The organism is Bacillus cereus group sp. BfR-BA-01347, from assembly GCF_022663835.1.
Taxonomy (GTDB): domain Bacteria; phylum Bacillota; class Bacilli; order Bacillales; family Bacillaceae_G; genus Bacillus_A; species Bacillus_A thuringiensis_K.
In genome coordinates this window covers 289,935-307,363 of record NZ_JAKUGG010000004.1, presented here as the reverse complement: position 1 = coordinate 307,363, position 17,429 = coordinate 289,935, and the positions used below count along the sequence as shown (strand labels likewise).

Below are 17,429 nucleotides of genomic sequence, written 5' to 3'. Positions count from 1 at the left end.
GAGTGTGAGAAATTCGATGAAAATCTCTGGCAGGCAAATCTTTTGGATGATGTTCACATTTGAAGTGGGACAATCACTCCTTCTAGTTATTCCAGCGACGATTCGTACTGTCAAACAAGATGCGTGGATCTCGATTTTGATTGCAGGAGTGATAGGGGTTGCTCTTACTTTTTTGGCAACTACACTTGGTTCGCTTTATCCGAAACAAACTCTCATTGAATTTAGTCAAACTATTCTTGGTAAATGGCTAGGAAAGCTACTGATGATTCCTTACTTCTTTGGGTGGTACATGATAATTTGGATAACCGTCCGTGAATTTGGTGAATTCATTATTATCGCTTTGTTTCATAATACACCTTTGTGGGTCATTGTCTTTACTGCGATGTTATTGCTCATTTTTATCATTTACCAAGGAGGGGTGGAAGGTATTGGACGTTTAAGTGAAATCATAGGGCCAATTGTACTTTTAATGATAACGTTTGTAATCATTTTGAATGTTGGCAATATGAATTGGGATTATATGCGGCCTATTTATCACGATTCTGGCTGGCTTCCCATCCTTAAAGGTTCCTATACCCCTGTAGCCGCATTTTTTGGAGAGGCTGTTATGATGATGATGTTCGTTTTTTTTATGGATAAACCAGAGCAAGCGTCATCAAGGGCGATGTTGGGGGTAGGATTAGCCGTTTTCATGGTAACAATCGGAACATTAGCGGTCATTTTAACATTCGGTCCGAATTTATCTTCAAGTTTTTTGTATCCGGTTTACGATTTGAGCCGATACATATCTGTCATGGAGTTCATTCAAAATGTGGATATTTTGATAGTTATTATTTGGTTTTTTAGTATTTTTGTGAAATTGGCGTTATACATGTTTATCGCTTGTTATGGAACAGCACAAATATTTCATTTGAAGGATTGGCGAAAAGTAGCGTTAGTTCTTGCTCCTATTTCGTTTATCATAGCTGTGTCAGTTAAAAATATCCAGACATTTACCCATTATTACTACATATTTTTCGTAATTCCAATTGCATTTCCTATTTATGAGCTAGGGATTCCTTTACTGTTATTGGTGGTTGGCAAAATTCGAAGGAAATATGCATAAACCCAATCGGTAATATGTTTGGAGGGCAGGTATACTTTTAGGTTTTTGAATAATATAAAAAGAGAAAAATCCTACTCATAAGTGTAGGGTTTTTTGTTTGTATATTACGTTACAAGAGTTTCCTTATTTTCTTCGGAATGTCTTTTTTAGAAATCTATGCAACAGAGCCTTTATAGTAAGAGTATCTTGTTGGGGATAATCAAAAAACGCATATCGCAATATAAAAATTCACTTTAATACTAAAGGATACATGACAACGATTCGTATAAATTCTTCTCAATAATTGAAAATAAAATCAATCCAGATTATTATATTGTTATTGTAATTATAAATGTAATTACATTTTATTGAAGGAGGATACATAGATGAAAAACTCAAAAGGCTCGATTGAATCAGAGATAAGCAAAGCAATTACTCACTGGGAAAAGGACTACCTAGGACGCGGATCTATATCCGTTAAGACAGATATATTGCGGGATATGATTATCGTAAATTTACAAGGTATTTTAACGCCGGCTGAATATACTGTTTGCGAAACAAAAGACGGTATGCTAACGATAAAGAAAAATCGTTCGGAGCTAGTTGAATCTGGAATTGAAGATTTGAAAGAGATTATTCTAGAATTAACTGGAGAAAAAGTGAAAAGCTTTCATACGGATATAAGCTCCCGTACAGGTGAACGAGTAATGATTTTTAAATTGTTTAATAATCTTGAGGAAAAGTTTTAAAAATAAAAAACAGCTTAAGATTAGGGGGGAATAAACTGAAAATGTAGCGGGAGGATTCAGAAGTCTACAAGTTTTGCGCTTTATTTAACTTTATTAACATGCTAATAATAAAAATTAAGTTATTTAAATGTAATAAAGCTTAACTCGAATTACTCTAAAAAATTAATAAATAAATTGACAAACTGCTTAATATAGTTTATCTTATAATTGTTTTAAAAAATTAATAGATGCTTATTTTAACTGTTTGCTATAATTAAGGCTTTAGCATTTTTTTAATATGTAATATTGACTAAATGAAAAAGTTTCTTAATTGAAAGATAGCGCATAACATAAATTGATATATTGATTGCATAATCTAGGAGATCAGAGATATACTGTTATTTTTAATAGGAGTAATACATACATTACTATCCTCTATAAAATGGGAGCTCTTCAAAAAACTTTATTGAAGTTAGTTGAAGTGAAACCGACAATCTCCATAATTCAATGATGATATAAAATCATTGAATTATGGAAGTTGTCGGTTTTTTTTATGGGAAAAAACGATTCACTAAAAAGAGTGAATGAAAATTGAAATTTAAAAAATTATCTTAATTAAAAGGAATTTTTATAGGTTATTTTCGCTTAGAAGGGAGTATTTAACATGTTAATTTCGCTGAGTTCATCAACACTGTTAACATTATTTTTTATGGCGCTTAGTGCTTCTTGGCTAAGTGGATTATTGTTTTTAAATGCAAGGATGCCTTTACGTTTTGTTCATATCCATATTGGTATCGCTGCTTTGCCTTCATTGATTTCTTTACTCGCACTTGTTAATAACAATGGAGATAGAGTTGTAGGGCCTTGGCATCTAGATACTTTAGCTTGGTTAATGGCTTTCTTTGTTCTTACAATTGGTTTAATCATTCAGCGTTTTTCTGTACGTTACTTAATGGGAGACCGCTCATATCGAAAATACTTTGTACTTTTTACATTTACTACAGGTGTATCTTCGGTTGCATGGTTAAGTGATGATCTTCGCTTAATGCTCATTTTTTGGGGAGCAACGCTTATAGGATTGGTTCTACTCATAGGGCTAAATAAAGGGTGGAAAGTAGTTAGCGAAGCAACAAAAATCTCTGGCTATTTATTTACAATAAGTTGGATTGCGTTGCTATCAGCTATCATTTGGCTTTTTCAAGTAACAGGACAGTGGCAATTAACATCAGTTTTAACGAATGAAAATGTAGCGCTACATGGAACATTGGAGGGAACAGGAATTAACTTATTAATTATATTAGCGGTAATGATTCCAGCAGCACAATGGCCTTTTCAAAGATGGTTAATTGAGTCTGCTGTTGCTCCAACTCCTGTTTCTGCTATTATGCATGCGGGTTTAGTAAATGCTGGTGGTATCATGTTAACTAGATTTTCGCCTCTTTTTCATGATGATATTGCACAAATCATTTTACTTATTTTCTCTAGTATTTCTGTCTTAATCGGAACAGGAATTAGTTTAGTCCAAGTTGATTATAAACGTCAGCTAGTAGGTTCAACTATTGCGCAAATGGGATTTATGCTTATTCAATGTGCATTAGGCGCCTATTTAGCGGCTGTTATTCATTTAATTTTACATGGTTTGTTTAAAGCTACACTGTTTTTACAAGCTGGTTCTTCAGTGCAACGTTTTGGGGTAGTGAATCAGTCTAATGAAAAAATGCCCAATTTATGGATTATATTCGGGCGTGTTTTAGGATTATTTATAGCAATTACTTTCTGGTTTATGACTTCTGGAGAGGGATATCAACTAGTTAGTGCGTTAATCTTAGGCTGGTCACTTTACTTTTCATGGAAACAGCTTGTTGTTTTTGGAGAGGGAAGAATGGGACGAATTGCTGGCTTAATTGTTTTGATTGGATTTTCTCTCATTTACTTTACTGTTCATAATTCTCTTTATAAATGGTTGCATACTGACATTTATCAAAGTGTTCAACCTTCAGTTCCAGCCGTTATCTTTGTTATATGTATTTTACTATTTAGTAGTGCTATTAGTACTTTCGTTACTCGTAATCAATCTTCTACTTTATTCGCTGTACTTTATCTTTGGTTAGTTCGAGTAGGTGAGGCGAGAAGAAAGTCAGTAGAAAGTCACCCAAGCTATCTGAAACATTATGTATCAAAGGGAGGTAATTCGTGATGAGCATAACGTCAATATTAAAGAAAAATACAAACATTGATATGCAAGAAAATAATATAAATGATTTAGTTGCATCTGCTAGCCGAGTGATTGCACCACTTTGGCCTATCTCTACGTTTGCAGCTCACCACCCTTGGATGGGACTTGAAAAGCAATCATTTGAACAAGTCGCAAATTGGTTAAAAGAAGCTCGTAATGTGGATATTTATCCTAGTGCCTCCATGATTCATTCGGCAAAAGCGAAAGGTGAGATTGAGGAATCATTTTTACAAAGTAGTTTGTCTCGTTGGCTGGATTCACAATCTTTTCATATTCCGCGAGAGAAAGCAGAGCGATTTTGCCAAGCAGCTTTAAAGTTAGAGAAATTACCTTCTAGTCTATTATCATCGCCAGAATTAAATAAACTGGCAGACGAAATGAGTTATATAAATACAGGGAGTATGAAAGCCTCTGTTATGCAGCCAATAAGTTCGCTTATAGAGAATCACAATAGTGAAAACCTATCTGATATTCTTAATTATCATATCATTAAATGGTGTAAATTATATCTTGATGACTCCGGATCAAGTTGGACGATGCCAAATCGAGAGAAAGGTTTTTATCGTGCATGGCAAAACCTTATTAAATTTGATCCAGCGCTCAGTAAAAATGAGCGTAAAGTTTTAAAAGATTGGCCACAAGATGCCCAAGTAGCTTTAGCGAGAGCATTATTTGAACTAGGAATTTCTGAATCTAACATACAAGCTTACCTTGAAGGGCACTTACTTTCTTTGCCTGGGTGGGCAGGAATGATACGATGGCGCTCACAACAATCAATTCAGGAACAGGAACTCCTAATAGAATATTTAGCAGTTCGAATTTCTATGGAGCTGGCTATTGCAAAACCTTATTTACCTTTAAAACATCAAAAGGTTGAGAAAAAAGTTGCACTCGTCCCGCTTATAGCTTCTTGGATCTATTGGGGAGATATTTCAACACGGGAATGGTTACAAATGCCTGCTGCTGAACAAAGCGAATTGTTAGCATTTGCATATCGTTTTGATGAAAATATTCGCAGAAAACTTTGGCTCGAAGCTTGGGAACAGACGCATGCAGAGCAATTAAGGGAGAAGATTTCTTCTAAACAGCGTGTAACTAATGATAAAAAGCATGTATTAGCTCAATTAGCATTTTGTATTGATGTACGTTCAGAACCGTTTCGTCGCCACTTAGAAAAACTAGGTCCGTTTGAAACGTTTGGAATAGCTGGTTTCTTTGGATTACCAATTGCGACTAGTGAACTAGGTAGTAATGACAGCCATCCTTCTTTGCCAGTTATATTAAAACCGAAGCATCAAATAAAAGAGCTCACAGATGAAAACGAATTTAAATCTTATGAGCAACGTAAGAGGGTAGGCAGTTCGGTGCGTTATACATTTAAAACGATGAAACAGAACGTACTGACAAGTATGGCGCTACCTGAGTTAAGTGGTCCTTTACTTGGTCTACAGATGGTGACAAGAAGCTTTGTCCCAAGAGGAGTTGGTGGTTTCATTCGTAACCTTCGTAAAACTATGTTACAAAAACCTGATACAACATTCTCGCTTAATCATGTTCATGACACAAAGGGCGAGATACCTATCGGTTTTACGAAAGAAGAAAAAGTGAACTATGTGCGTCAAGCTTTAAAAATGGTGGGACTGACAGAAAAATTTGCTCCTTTAGTTGTAATGTGCGGACATAGTAGTCAAAGTACGAACAATCCTTATGCTGCAGCACTTGAGTGTGGTGCTTGTGGAGGAGCAGCAGGAGGATTCAATGCAAGAGTTTTCGCTACTTTATGTAATCTTCCAGAAGTAAGAGAGGCGTTGTCTGCTGAAGGCATTAAAATTCCTGAGGATACCATTTTTGCAGCAGCTGAACATAAAACAACAGTGGACGAATTGGAATGGATTTACGTCCCAGAACTTTCGGAAACTGCGCAAGAAGCATTTGATTGTATTGAGTCAATTATGCCAAATGTGAGCCAACATGCAAATAGAGAGCGTTTAATGCAATTACCTAATTTTAAAACGGAAATAAACAATCCTAGTAAAGAGGCACATCGATTTGCAGAAGATTGGAGTGAAATACGTCCAGAATGGGGATTAGCTCGTAATGCATCTTTTATTATCGGACAGCGTGAATTAACTCAAGATTGTGACTTAGAAGGCAGGGCTTTCCTTCATAATTATGATTGGAAACAGGATGAAAGTGGCGATATATTAGCTAACATTATTGCAGGACCAGGAACAGTTGCGCAGTGGATAAATCTACAATATTACGCATCAACTGTAGCTCCTCATTATTATGGTAGTGGAAATAAAACAACCCAAACCGTAACGGCGGGTCTCGGTGTTATGCAAGGGAATGCTAGTGACCTGTTGCCAGGCTTACCTTGGCAATCTGTTATGCAGTCAGATAGTGAGACGTATCATTCACCACTTCGGTTACTAATTGTCATTCAAGCACCTATTGAATATATAGAACGTTTGTTAAATAATGATTTCACATTTCGAGAAAAAGTTCAAAATGGATGGGTTAGACTTGCAAGTGTTGATCCAGAGGGACGCTGGAAAAACTGGTAACAATTATTATTGTTACTAGCTTAAAAGTTTCATAAATACAATAATGAAGAAGGAGTGCTCCATATGAATTCAAAGAATAAAAAAGTTTTATTATTAACAGACATTGAACACGGAATAGAGCCTAGTATACAACAAGTAACTAACATTCACCAAGAAAACATGTTGACTATACACAGCTATGATTCTGTAATTGTACATCCTTATGGAGATATAATGAGATCTATTATTATTGCTATTTATCAAGAAAATGTTAAAGAAATTTTTGTTGTCGGAATAGAGGATAAAGAAACGTCTTCAGTTAATCTACAAACTCAACGTGATTTCATAAAAGATAATATAGAATTAGACTATCTCTTTAAAAATTGCATGCCTGAATTTTTAAGTGGTAGCCTTAATCAATGGCTGAGTGGACAAAAAAATGTTAGTGAAAATATTGAAAAGAGTATAGATATGATTCGTCATCATCCATTAGTACCTTCTGATATTGAAGTTCATGGTTTCATAATTGATAGAACGGGTGAAAAAGAAACGGTTGTTAAAGTTTCTGCTAATAAAGTAGTGAAACAAATGCATTCTTATGTGTAAGTTATCGATAGATAAGCAACTTTTATTTGGACTTGTGTCCTTTACAAAGAGCAAAAGAAATCTTCTATAAATGGAGATCTTTTGCTTTTTTTGTTTGGATTTTTAATGTGTTTTATACGAGACACTTAATACATAACAAAATAAAAATATATAAATTTTTGCATGAAAATTTAAATGCGGATTAGCAGGTGATAATAAAGTTAATAGTAAAATAGAAGTGTATATTGTGATTTATCCCGCTTTAACGGGCAGCCCTATTGGTGAGGGCTGATTAAAGTTTCACTTTATTTTAAGGTTATTATGAAAAAGAATGGAGATTCTTTTGTTATGAGAATAAAACAGTTAAAAACTAAAATGATATAAGAATAATTTTGATAAGAAGTATATAGTTAGAATGATTTGGAGATACAGATGGGGATATAACTATTTTATTTAGGATGGTGCACTTAAAATGGATTTACAGAAAGGGAAATTCTATTGGAACACAACTTTTTCTAATACACCTTCGTATCCTCGTTTGGACGAAGATATAAAATGTGACGTACTAATAATAGGAGCAGGAAGTTCAGGTGCTCAATCAGCATACTATTTGAGTGAATCAGATTTAAATATTGTTATCGTTGATAAAAGAAAGGTAGGACATGGAAGTAACCTTACAAATACAGCACTTATTCAATATTTAGGAGATAAGATGTTTTTTGAACTTGTAAATACATTTGGAGAAGAGTATGCAGTTAAGCATATGAAATTATGTGAACAAGCTATTAATGATATTGAATATGCTGATCAAAACTTGCCTTATTGCTCTGATTTTAAACGACGTGACAGTTTATATTATGCAAGTTATGAAGAGGATATAAAGAAATTAGAAAAAGAACTGTATTATTTACATAAGCATGATTTTAAAGCGACTTGGCTATCAGAGGAACAAATTGGACAGAGATATCCATTTAAAAAACGTGCAGCTATTTATACGTATAATGATGGTGAAATAAATCCTTATAAATTTACACATAGTTTATTAAAACAAGCTTCTAATAAAGGAGTTCAGATTTATGAAGATACAGAGATTGTTGGCAAAAAGTTAGAGAAAGAATGTGCTGTTTTTTATACAAAAGGGGGCAATTCTATTACTGCCAACAAAGTAATTGTGGCTGCAGGATATGAAGGTTTGGAATTTAAAAAGGAGAAGAACGCTACACTGATTAGCTCATATGCAATTGTGACTAATCCTGTGGAAGATTTATCTTCTTGGTATAAGCGTACTCTTATTTGGGAAACTGCGAGACCATATATTTATATGAGAACTACTGCAGATAACAGGATTATTATAGGTGGATTAGATGAAGATACAAACATTGCTCAAGAAAGAGATTCAAAATTAATTCATAAAAAAGAGAAATTAGTAAATGAATTTAATAAGCTCTTTCCAAATATAACAGTTGAACCTGAATTTTATTTAAGTGCTTTTTATGGTGGTACTCATGATGGTTTACCTATAATTGGAATGTATGAAGAGTTTCCAAATTGTCACTTTATCTATGCATATGGAGATAATGGATTAGTATATAGTATGGTACTTTCTAAAATTGTTCGAGATGTAATTATTAGCGGTTCAAGTCCGGATTTGAATTTATATTTACAAACTAGACCAAAACTAAATGAGTAAGCTGCACGTATGCAAAATCATAGTATTTAGGGTACCATATAAAAAGCGCTATTTTAAATGCATTAGTTTAATGTGACTATTTGTTATGTTTATGAATGCTTAAATAAAGCATTCATAAACAATATTATTTGTTAAATCCATTCATCTTACTAAGTTCTGTTATTTGTATAATCCATTCTTTTTTTAGGTAGGGTAGAGTTGCTTGGATATTATGATATTCCCATTCTTCCTCAATGGTAGGATAAAGGTTAAATAAGTATTTTTCTTCATCATTTGTTACACTTGCTTTAGGATTGCCACTAAGTTTAAAATAAATGTCGCACCATCCGCTATAGTTTGTTAACATAAATAAAAAATTAGGACATGTGAATTCGATGAGGTATATTTCTTTCTCTAATTGAATATCTGATAGTAATTCCCTTGCAGTTTCAAAAGTAGGCTTCTTTTGGTAACCATTGCATGAATGCCATGCCCAAATGGGTAAATCTATAATAAAGTTAATACTATTCTGTTTCATATGTCTTACAATGTATTTATATGCTGTGATATCTTCTTTACTAACAAACATAGGATTGGCTATAAGCTTATCTTCATTCAAAAGTGTATTTATAGCATTTTGGTTTTGAAAAGTCCATAGGATTGTTGAATCAATAAATGTATTTAAGTTTGATTGTGTATCAAATTGTTTTCTCATCTTTCGCTCCATTTTCTTTTTTATTTTGCAGAATTAAGAATAAATATGACTAATCGTACAATAAGAAATACCTATGCTAGATACAATTGTAAATGCTTATTTAAAGTAACAGCAAGGAATAACCTTTTTATATAGAGTGTACAATACATGCAAAACAGGATTAAAGAAGATTTTAAATATAATATGAAATAGTACAAAATAAGAATTTGATATATCTTTTATATATAAACTATTAATTGAAGTTTGTAATTACACATTATAGTTAGTATACTAACTATATAATTAGTGTACTAACTATATTGGAGGTTATATGAATAATTTAGGCTATTTATTACACAAGGTAAGTATAATGACGAAAACAGAATTATCAAATCAATTAAAAGAATATAAAATAACAGCTCAGCAATGGTCTGTGTTAAAGGATATATCTCTTTATCCAAATGGAACCACCCCGGCTATGATTGCTGAAAGGCTCTTAGCAGACCGTCCAACAGTAACCGGAATTATACAAAGATTATTGCAAAAAGAATGGATTCTTATAAAACATAATCCTAAAGATAAACGGTCACATTTAATATTTTTAACAGATGAAACTAAGGCATTAATACAGGAGATAGAAAATGTAAGCGATGAAGTTATAAAAAATGCTACAGCTAGTATTCCTAAAGAGGAAGTAGAAAATACAGTTCGAGTTTTGCAAAGTATGATTCAAAATTTACAAAAAAATAAAGGGTGATTAAAATGATTTTAGTAACAGGTGCTACAGGGAATGTAGGAAAAGAGGTTGTAAAATGCCTAATAAAAAGAAATGCTACTTTCAAAGTCACAACGCGCAGTAGAGAAACTGAAGGAGTGTATTTTGATTTTGAAAACCCCTCATCTGTAAAGGTGGCTTTAACAGGTGTTACTAAAGTCTTTCTAGTAAGACCACCACATCTAGCTGATGCAAAAAAGTATTTCCAGCCTGTTGTAGATGCTGCAAAAGAAATAGGTATAAAACACATTGTATTTTTATCTTTATTAGGTGTAGAAAAAAATCCGATAGTACCTCATGCTAAAATTGAAGCTATGATAAAGTCTTCTGGGATCCCTTACACATTCCTAAGACCGAGTTTTTTTATGCAAAATTTATTATCACAACATGGTGATGAATTAAGAAATGAAAAAATAATTGAAGTACCTGCTGGTAAAGGGGAAACAAGTTTTATAGATGTACGGGATATTGGAGAAGTTGCAGCTAAAATATTAACCGAAGAGGGACATGAATTTAAAGCCTATTCTTTAACGGGAAATGAGGCATTAACATATTATGAAGTTGCTGCTATTATTTCAAAAATAATAAATAAAGATATTACTTATACAAATCCAAGTATATTTAAATTTAGAAAAAGAATGATTCAAAAGGGACTTAACAGTGACTTTATTTGGGTTATGATTGGAATATATACAACTGCAAAATTAGGGTTAGCTAAAAAAGTCACATCAGATTTATCGAATTTACTAGATAGAAGTCCAATAACCATGGAAACGTTTGTTTATGATTACAAAGAATTATTAATATAATAATGCAAAAGCAAAAAAGAAGATTATTCACATAAAGAATCTATTATGTTTTAAGAGTAAGAAAGGATAGCCATGCAAAATAAAATTATCGTTATGTTTCAAAAAGATTTTCGCTTATATGATAACCCAGCTCTATTTGAAGCTGTTCAGTCTGGTGAGGTTCTTCCTATATATATACAAGATGAAACTTTTTCAATAGGAAGTGCGGCAAAGTGGTGGTTGCACCATGCTATAATAGATATAAAGAAGCAACTTGAGGCATTGGGTTCTACTTTAATAATCCGCAAAGGAAATACACAGGAAGAAATACTTTCTCTCATAAAACAATTAGATATAACGGCTGTATATTGGAATAGTTGTTATGATCCAGACAGGTTAAAATCTAATCAAAAAATGAAAATGATATTAGAAGATAAAGGTATTATTTGTAAGGAATTTAATTCGCATTTATTATTAGAACCGTGGATTATAAAAAAGAAGGATAACACTGAATATAAGGTGTTTACACCTTTTTACAATGCATTTCAAAAGCAGGTAATACCTAAACCTACTAGCAAAGTGCAGAGTATAAAGTGGGGAAGCTCTTTACCAGCAAGCTTATCTGTTTCAGAATTACACTTGTTGCCGACTATACCGTGGACATCTCATATGGAAGCAATATGGGATCCGACAGAAGAAGGGGCATATAAAGTATTTAAGAAATTTTTCTCTAGCAAATTAGCCTTTTATAGTGAAGGAAGAGATTTTCCAAATCAAAATGCTCATTCGATGTTGGCGCCATATCTTTCATTTGGCCAAATACCAGTGAAGTTAATGTATCACTACTTAATAAATAAAAGTACCGAAAGACAATGTAGTCTTTTTGAAAAACAAGTGATTAGTTTTATACGCCAATTAATTTGGAGAGAGTTTTCTTATTATTTGCTATATCACTATCCGTTTACAGTATATAAACCTCTTAATAAAAACTTTGAACATTTTCCATGGAATAAGGAAGAGGAGTTATTAAGAGTATGGCAGAGAGGTGAAACTGGTTATCCGTTTATTGATGCGGGAATGCGGGAGCTTTGGCAAACAGGTTTTATGCATAATCGGGCAAGAATGGCTGTAGCCTCTTTTCTTGTAAAGCATTTGTTAATTTCGTGGCAGGAAGGAGCAAAATGGTTTATGGATACACTACTAGATGCGGATATTGCAAATAATACAATGGGATGGCAATGGGTTGCTGGAAGTGGAGCAGATGCATCACCGTACTTTCGTATTTTTAATCCTATCACACAAGGAGAAAAGTTTGATAAAAATGGAGAGTATATAAGAAAATGGGTACCAGAATTAAGAGATATACCGAATAAGTATATACATAAACCTTGGGAAGCACCTGAGCATATTTTGCAAAAAGCCAATATAAAACTTGGTCATACATATCCTTTGCCAGTTGTTGATCATAAGGCAGCACGGGAGAGAGCACTTTGTGCATATAAAAGTATGAAAGAACTTGTATAAAATAAATGAATCAATATAAATTTCATATGTAAAGGTTACAATGCAAAGTATAGGAATATCTATTTACACATTAAAGTTTTATTCATTGAAAGAGCACACGAATCAAATAGAGTTTCTAAAACCTTCTATTAAAAAAGGAGAATGTTTATGAAAAAATCTAGTATTATAGTATTTTTACTAACATATGGTTTGTTTTATGTTTCTAGTATTTTATTTCCTATTGATCGTGCTTGGTATGATGCGTTAGAAAAGCCGTCTTGGACACCTCCTGGTATGACAATCGGCATAGTTTGGGCTGTATTATATGGACTCATTGCATTATCAGTTGCAATTATTTACAACAAATATGGATTTAAGCCAAAAACATTTTGGTTTATATTCCTTTTAAATTATATGTGCAATCAAGCGTTCAGCTATTTTCAATTCAGTCAAAAGAATTTGTTTTTAGCAACAGTAGATTGTTTACTTGTCGCTATTACTACGTTACTTCTCATAGCGGTTTCTTCCAAATTATCTAAAGTATCGACATGGTTGCTAATTCCGTATTTTTTATGGTCTGCATTTGCTACATATTTATCTTGGACAATTTATAGTATAAATTAAAGACGGAACTAAAAACTTGAGCATAATAAAAATGCTCGAGTTTTTATGTGTGTTAATGATAATCTAAAATATGGAATATATACATCTTAGGGAGGTCATCCTTGTGAAGAAATGGATAAAAATTACGCTGTACTCTTTACTAGCTATTTTAATTATAGGAAGTATTACTTTTTTGACTTGGTCTCAGTTTACTTATAAACCGACGAAAGAGGCTTTGTCGTTAGTAGATGATAAAAAAGATGAAGATAATATCGTTTTTGGAGCGAAAGATGCGAAAGTAGGGGTTATTTTTTATCAAGGAGCTAAAGTAGAAGCTGAGGCTTATAGTTACTTAGGAGAAGCTCTTGCAAAAAATGGGCACTTTGTAGTAATGCCTAAGTTACCATTAAATTTAGCGATACTTGGAATAAATGAGGTAGACAGTGTAATTGAAAAGTATCCGGAAGTTCAAAAATGGTATGTTGCAGGGCATTCAATGGGAGGAGCTATGATTTCTAAGTATGCCTTCCAACATGAAGACAAGGTAGACGGGATCATTTTCTTAGGTTCGTATCCTGCAGATGACTTTTCTACAAAATCGATTCCAATGTTATCAATTTATGGGGAAGTAGATGCTTTAGCAACTGTAGAAAAAATAGAGAACAATAAAAAGTTAATGTCGAAAAATAAAACTATGCACATGATAAAAGGGGGCAATCATGCTCATTTTGGCATGTATGGTGAGCAAAAAGGTGATAATGCTAGTTTAATTACGTCAAAAGCACAACGAGATGAAACAGTGAAAGTAATTGAAGAATGGTTATTGAAACAATGATAACAAATTTAATAAATCTACCGAAAGAATTTTCCCGACGGTAGATGGGAGAGATAATAAAGAGCCAAAACGTACGAATTGGCTCTTTTATTTATTTGCTATCTCCAATTGTCCCCTTATTTTCTCCGGAATATCCTCTTTAGAAATAATATCGTAAGAATACACATACTTTCCTTTCACATGAATTTTTAAGTAAGTTTTTCTTATAAAATCATTAGGGGTGCTAGTTCCTACTGTATATTTTTTCTCATTCCCTGATTCATCAACACCTTTTATGGTGTACATAGCTCGTCCTTTATGATGATAATCTGGAACACCATATCCTTTCGCAACGGCGTATACATTTTTTTCTTCAGCAATCGGATTAAATCTGTCTAAATCCCCGCGTAATATGAAAGGTAGTAAGTATATAGGGAGGCCTATTCCTAATATGCAAATTACAAATTTTCTCATTATCGTTTCTCCTCTTGTTCATTTACATCATTCAGTATAGAAAAAAATTCTTATAAATATAGAGGGAAATTCCTTAAAGTTTTTTTAATAAAGTTTCACCTTGTGAAAAAAACTAAATAGAGCATTAAGCTTACGGAATGAATAACCAAATAACTTGTTTTCTTTATTTTTTGATATTTCTTAAGAACCTATCAAGAAATAAGTGAGTTTTAGTATTTAGAATAAATGTATCTTACAGTAATAAGAGAATTATCTAAATAAATGATAGTGAGAACAATTAAAGAAAACATCTAGTGGGGTGCTTTTTTCTTTTGAAACAGAGAATCTCATGGGTCGGTTACATGTAATTTAGTGCTGTGCTTCTAAGTCCTTGGAAAATTCAATGATAAAAAAGAGGGGGAAGGCATTTTTTATTGAAGTTTGTTAATGATAGATTTTTAATTAGTTAGGGGGGATCGTAAAATAGATTATTAATCTCTTTGATAATTTTTATTTTCCTTATAGTTGGCATACTGTATTAGAAATTTTAAATTTTGAAAGGAGAATCAATAAGTATGGGTAAGAAAAGAAGAATAAGTAATAAGTTATTACTTGTCGGTGCAATTTTTACAATAGCAATTCCCTCAGTTTCATATGCGGAGGAAGTAATTTCACCTGAAAATTTTAAGAGTTCTTCAAATTTGTATGAGGGACGGAATACGACAGTATTGAAAACAAGCTTATATCCTGATACATATAATTATCCGTTTAACCAACAATTTATTTCGAAATTAAAGGAAGCAAACACAACTATAAAAAAAGTAGACAAAAGAGATGATGAAAATCCTATTATATCTACTACTCTTTCATTTATTCGCCATATGAATAGTGAAGATTATAAATCTGCATTTGATTTAACCTCAAGGTCATTACAGAAAATAATATCCAAAGAATGGCTGAAGAGCTATTGGGAGGGACTCCCAGTGCAATTACAAGCAGGTTCTTTTATAGAAATTGGAGAGGTTACACAAAAAGAGACAAATCCTGTTCATACAAATGTGGAGATTCAATTAGTTTTTGAAAAAATGACTGTACCTTTACTAATTAAACTAGATCCATCTGGAAAAATAGACGATTTTCAACTCAGCATGTCGTTTAGTCCTGTTGCAGAGCGTCCATCATATAGTAAGCCTGAATCATTTGTTGATAAAGAAGTAGTAGTTGGAAGTGGTGCATTTCCATTACCAGGAACATTGTCGGTTCCAAAAGGAAATGGTCCTTTTCCAGCGGTTATTCTTGTTCAAGGATCAGGAGCAACTGATCAGGATGAAACAGCGTTTGCTTTAAAACCATTTCGCGATTTAGCTGAAGGTCTTGCATCGAAGGGAATTGCTGTCCTTCGCTATAATAAACGAACGTATGAACATGGGTTGAAAACACAATTCAGTCCCTTTTATACAGTTGATAAAGAGACAACAGATGATGCTCTTCTTGTAACTCAATTTCTTAAAAATGAGCCTCTAATAAATAAGAATCAAATATATATTCTTGGTCATAGTCAAGGTGGAATGATGCTTCCGAAAATGATTGAAAAAGACCAAAATAAAAATATTGCTGGAGCAATTGTAATGGGAGGGCCAGCTCGTACAATCCAAGACGTTGTTTTAGATCAATTTGAGTATCTTTTTTCTATTGGAGCAATGAACCTGGATCAATATAAATTCTACAAATCGCAATTTGAATTATTAAATGATCCCAATTTCTCTGGGCAGAATCCCCCAAAAGATTTTTACTTAGGATCAGCAGTATTTTGGGATTCTATTCGGAAAATTAAAGCAGCAGAAATGTCAAAAGAACAAAAGACACCACTTCTTATTATTCAAGGAGAAAGAGACTATCAAGTTCAATCAAAAATCGAAATTCCTCTTTGGAAAGAACAATTAAAAGAACGAGATAACGTTGATTATCAGCTATATCCAAAGTTAAATCATTTCTTTACAGAAGGTGATGGAGAAATAAGTAAACCAGATGAATATTATAGTCCTGCTAATATTCCTGAGTATGTTATAAATGATATTGCTGCTTGGGTGCAAGGAAAATCGCAATTAAATTAGTAACTATATGTTTTAATAAAGACTTTCTTTCTGTCATCAAACTAGAAACATTATTAGATTATATGTTTTTTAGCACTCTTTTTAAAAGAGTGTTTTTTTATTTTCCTTTGATTTAATTAACGAAAAAAAATATGTTGTACTCCTTTTGTAACGTTTTTTAAATAGAAATTTTCTATAAAACAATGGGCTTACCTTCCAAACAAAGCGTTATTTGTAACACTGTTATCAAAGCAAAGTGTTCGTGACATTTCTATGATATTCAAAAGCATTAATAACCTATTGTATGAAGTTTTTTGAAAATTTAGGTTTAACATCTTTAAAATAGGTGTATTACATATTACATAACAACTAAATAAAAAAATCTAAAGGAGGAAAGATACCATGTATAAGAATGAAAGAAAACCGGTGGTTTATGAATATCAAAATGAACAGGAAGTAGTTATGAAAGTAAAAGAGCTAGAATTGCAAGGGATTCACCAAGATGACATTTACGTCTTAACACATGAAAAACATATAACAAAAAAGATTGCAGATGATACAAACACAAATACGATTGGAGTAAAAGAACAAGGATTGGGCACAAGTATTATCAATTTTTTCTCCAAAAAAGGAGACGAACTTCGAAATCAAATGGAAGAAATGGGGTTGTCGAAGGAGGAAGCTAATTTATATGAAGAAAAATTAGATCAAGGGAAGATTTTACTCCTAGTAACAGCTGAAACACCAACGGCGAGTGATAGGCAGCTGCAAAACTATCATTCTCTCTAATAGCTTGCAACATCTGATAAATAGATAAGTTAATTGTTTTAGGTTGTAGCATGGAAGAAAATAAAAGTA

15 protein-coding genes and 1 pseudogene are annotated in these 17,429 nt (G+C 32.7%); 13 read left to right on the top strand and 3 right to left on the bottom strand.

Annotated elements, in window-relative coordinates; genetic code table 11:
• Positions 1-16 precede the first annotated feature (16 nt).
• From MR143_RS09740 to MR143_RS09715, 6 genes are all read left to right on the top strand, one after another.
• Positions 17-1,105 carry a GerAB/ArcD/ProY family transporter gene (locus MR143_RS09740; protein WP_033690224.1) on the top strand — a complete coding sequence of 363 codons (1,089 nt, stop codon included), beginning with the start codon at positions 17-19 and terminating at the stop codon, positions 1,103-1,105.
• Between the two features lie 365 nt (positions 1,106-1,470).
• Positions 1,471-1,833, top strand: coding sequence for a Na-translocating system protein MpsC family protein (locus tag MR143_RS09735; protein WP_000798164.1), 363 nt, complete (start codon positions 1,471-1,473; stop codon positions 1,831-1,833).
• Between the two features lie 643 nt (positions 1,834-2,476).
• A complete protein-coding gene (locus MR143_RS09730; RefSeq protein WP_000908947.1) occupies positions 2,477-4,009 on the top strand; it encodes an NADH dehydrogenase subunit 5 in 1,533 nt (510 codons plus the stop codon).
• Positions 4,009-6,615 carry a DUF2309 domain-containing protein gene (locus MR143_RS09725; protein ID WP_000029060.1) on the top strand — a complete coding sequence of 869 codons (2,607 nt, stop codon included), beginning with the start codon at positions 4,009-4,011 and terminating at the stop codon, positions 6,613-6,615. The genes MR143_RS09730 and MR143_RS09725 overlap by 1 nt, the downstream gene beginning before the upstream one ends.
• 63 nt (positions 6,616-6,678) lie before the next feature.
• Positions 6,679-7,200 carry a carbonic anhydrase gene (locus MR143_RS09720; RefSeq protein ID WP_001086240.1) on the top strand — a complete coding sequence of 174 codons (522 nt, stop codon included), beginning with the start codon at positions 6,679-6,681 and terminating at the stop codon, positions 7,198-7,200.
• A 451-nt stretch (positions 7,201-7,651) separates the two neighbouring features.
• Positions 7,652-8,869 carry an NAD(P)/FAD-dependent oxidoreductase gene (locus MR143_RS09715; RefSeq protein WP_000365626.1) on the top strand — a complete coding sequence of 406 codons (1,218 nt, stop codon included), beginning with the start codon at positions 7,652-7,654 and terminating at the stop codon, positions 8,867-8,869.
• A 124-nt stretch (positions 8,870-8,993) separates the two neighbouring features.
• Here MR143_RS09715 and MR143_RS09710 read toward each other — a convergent pair whose 3' ends face one another.
• A complete protein-coding gene (locus MR143_RS09710) occupies positions 8,994-9,563 on the bottom strand; it encodes a DUF3841 domain-containing protein (protein ID WP_001231208.1) in 570 nt (189 codons plus the stop codon).
• Positions 9,564-9,873: 310 nt separating this feature from the next.
• On the opposite strand from MR143_RS09710, the gene MR143_RS09705 reads away from it, so the two are divergent.
• The 5 genes from MR143_RS09705 to MR143_RS09685 all read left to right on the top strand — a co-directional run bounded on the left by MR143_RS09705 (position 9,874) and on the right by MR143_RS09685 (position 14,046).
• Positions 9,874-10,299: a MarR family winged helix-turn-helix transcriptional regulator gene (locus tag MR143_RS09705; protein ID WP_001061039.1), complete on the top strand. Its 426-nt coding sequence runs from the start codon at positions 9,874-9,876 to the stop codon at positions 10,297-10,299.
• A 5-nt stretch (positions 10,300-10,304) separates the two neighbouring features.
• Positions 10,305-11,126 carry an SDR family oxidoreductase gene (locus tag MR143_RS09700; protein ID WP_000604776.1) on the top strand — a complete coding sequence of 274 codons (822 nt, stop codon included), beginning with the start codon at positions 10,305-10,307 and terminating at the stop codon, positions 11,124-11,126.
• 72 nt (positions 11,127-11,198) lie between these two features.
• The gene (locus tag MR143_RS09695; protein WP_001179964.1) at positions 11,199-12,629 is read left to right on the top strand and encodes a cryptochrome/photolyase family protein; all 1,431 of its coding nucleotides are present in this window, start codon (positions 11,199-11,201) and stop codon (positions 12,627-12,629) included.
• Positions 12,630-12,776: 147 nt separating this feature from the next.
• Positions 12,777-13,232 carry a TspO/MBR family protein gene (locus MR143_RS09690; protein WP_000749728.1) on the top strand — a complete coding sequence of 152 codons (456 nt, stop codon included), beginning with the start codon at positions 12,777-12,779 and terminating at the stop codon, positions 13,230-13,232.
• A gap of 103 nt (positions 13,233-13,335) precedes the next feature.
• Positions 13,336-14,046 (top strand): alpha/beta hydrolase, encoded by a 711-nt coding sequence (locus tag MR143_RS09685; protein ID WP_000758823.1) that lies wholly within the window; start codon positions 13,336-13,338, stop codon positions 14,044-14,046.
• 87 nt (positions 14,047-14,133) lie between these two features.
• Here MR143_RS09685 and MR143_RS09680 read toward each other — a convergent pair whose 3' ends face one another.
• On the bottom strand, positions 14,134-14,499 hold the full coding sequence (locus MR143_RS09680) for a YxeA family protein (protein ID WP_061884351.1): 366 nt from the start codon (positions 14,497-14,499) through the stop codon (positions 14,134-14,136).
• A 554-nt stretch (positions 14,500-15,053) separates the two neighbouring features.
• Between MR143_RS09680 and MR143_RS09675 the strand changes: the two genes are divergently transcribed.
• Complete coding sequence (locus tag MR143_RS09675; protein WP_000516855.1) at positions 15,054-16,592, top strand: alpha/beta hydrolase; 1,539 nt, start codon at positions 15,054-15,056, stop codon at positions 16,590-16,592.
• A gap of 116 nt (positions 16,593-16,708) precedes the next feature.
• On the opposite strand, the pseudogene MR143_RS09670 reads toward MR143_RS09675, so the two are convergent.
• A pseudogene (locus MR143_RS09670) lies at positions 16,709-16,861 on the bottom strand (acyl dehydratase).
• Positions 16,862-16,973: 112 nt separating this feature from the next.
• On the opposite strand from MR143_RS09670, the gene MR143_RS09665 reads away from it, so the two are divergent.
• Positions 16,974-17,360: a YflT domain-containing protein gene (locus MR143_RS09665; protein WP_000277579.1), complete on the top strand. Its 387-nt coding sequence runs from the start codon at positions 16,974-16,976 to the stop codon at positions 17,358-17,360.
• Positions 17,361-17,429: the final 69 nt, after the last annotated feature.

Excerpts from the sequence above, each read along its gene's own strand:
- MR143_RS09720 (WP_001086240.1), top strand. The coding sequence starts at position 6,679 with ATGAATTCAAAGAATAAAAAAGTTTTATTATTAACAGACATTGAACAC.
- MR143_RS09690 (WP_000749728.1), top strand. The coding sequence starts at position 12,777 with ATGAAAAAATCTAGTATTATAGTATTTTTACTAACATATGGTTTGTTT.
- MR143_RS09740 (WP_033690224.1), top strand. The coding sequence starts at position 17 with ATGAAAATCTCTGGCAGGCAAATCTTTTGGATGATGTTCACATTTGAA.
- MR143_RS09675 (WP_000516855.1), top strand. The coding sequence starts at position 15,054 with ATGGGTAAGAAAAGAAGAATAAGTAATAAGTTATTACTTGTCGGTGCA.
- MR143_RS09680 (WP_061884351.1), bottom strand. The coding sequence starts at position 14,499 with ATGAGAAAATTTGTAATTTGCATATTAGGAATAGGCCTCCCTATATAC.
- MR143_RS09700 (WP_000604776.1), top strand. The coding sequence starts at position 10,305 with ATGATTTTAGTAACAGGTGCTACAGGGAATGTAGGAAAAGAGGTTGTA.
- MR143_RS09665 (WP_000277579.1), top strand. The coding sequence starts at position 16,974 with ATGTATAAGAATGAAAGAAAACCGGTGGTTTATGAATATCAAAATGAA.
- MR143_RS09725 (WP_000029060.1), top strand. The coding sequence starts at position 4,009 with ATGAGCATAACGTCAATATTAAAGAAAAATACAAACATTGATATGCAA.
- MR143_RS09710 (WP_001231208.1), bottom strand. The coding sequence starts at position 9,563 with ATGAGAAAACAATTTGATACACAATCAAACTTAAATACATTTATTGAT.
- MR143_RS09735 (WP_000798164.1), top strand. The coding sequence starts at position 1,471 with ATGAAAAACTCAAAAGGCTCGATTGAATCAGAGATAAGCAAAGCAATT.
- MR143_RS09705 (WP_001061039.1), top strand. The coding sequence starts at position 9,874 with ATGAATAATTTAGGCTATTTATTACACAAGGTAAGTATAATGACGAAA.
- MR143_RS09695 (WP_001179964.1), top strand. The coding sequence starts at position 11,199 with ATGCAAAATAAAATTATCGTTATGTTTCAAAAAGATTTTCGCTTATAT.
- MR143_RS09715 (WP_000365626.1), top strand. The coding sequence starts at position 7,652 with ATGGATTTACAGAAAGGGAAATTCTATTGGAACACAACTTTTTCTAAT.
- MR143_RS09730 (WP_000908947.1), top strand. The coding sequence starts at position 2,477 with ATGTTAATTTCGCTGAGTTCATCAACACTGTTAACATTATTTTTTATG.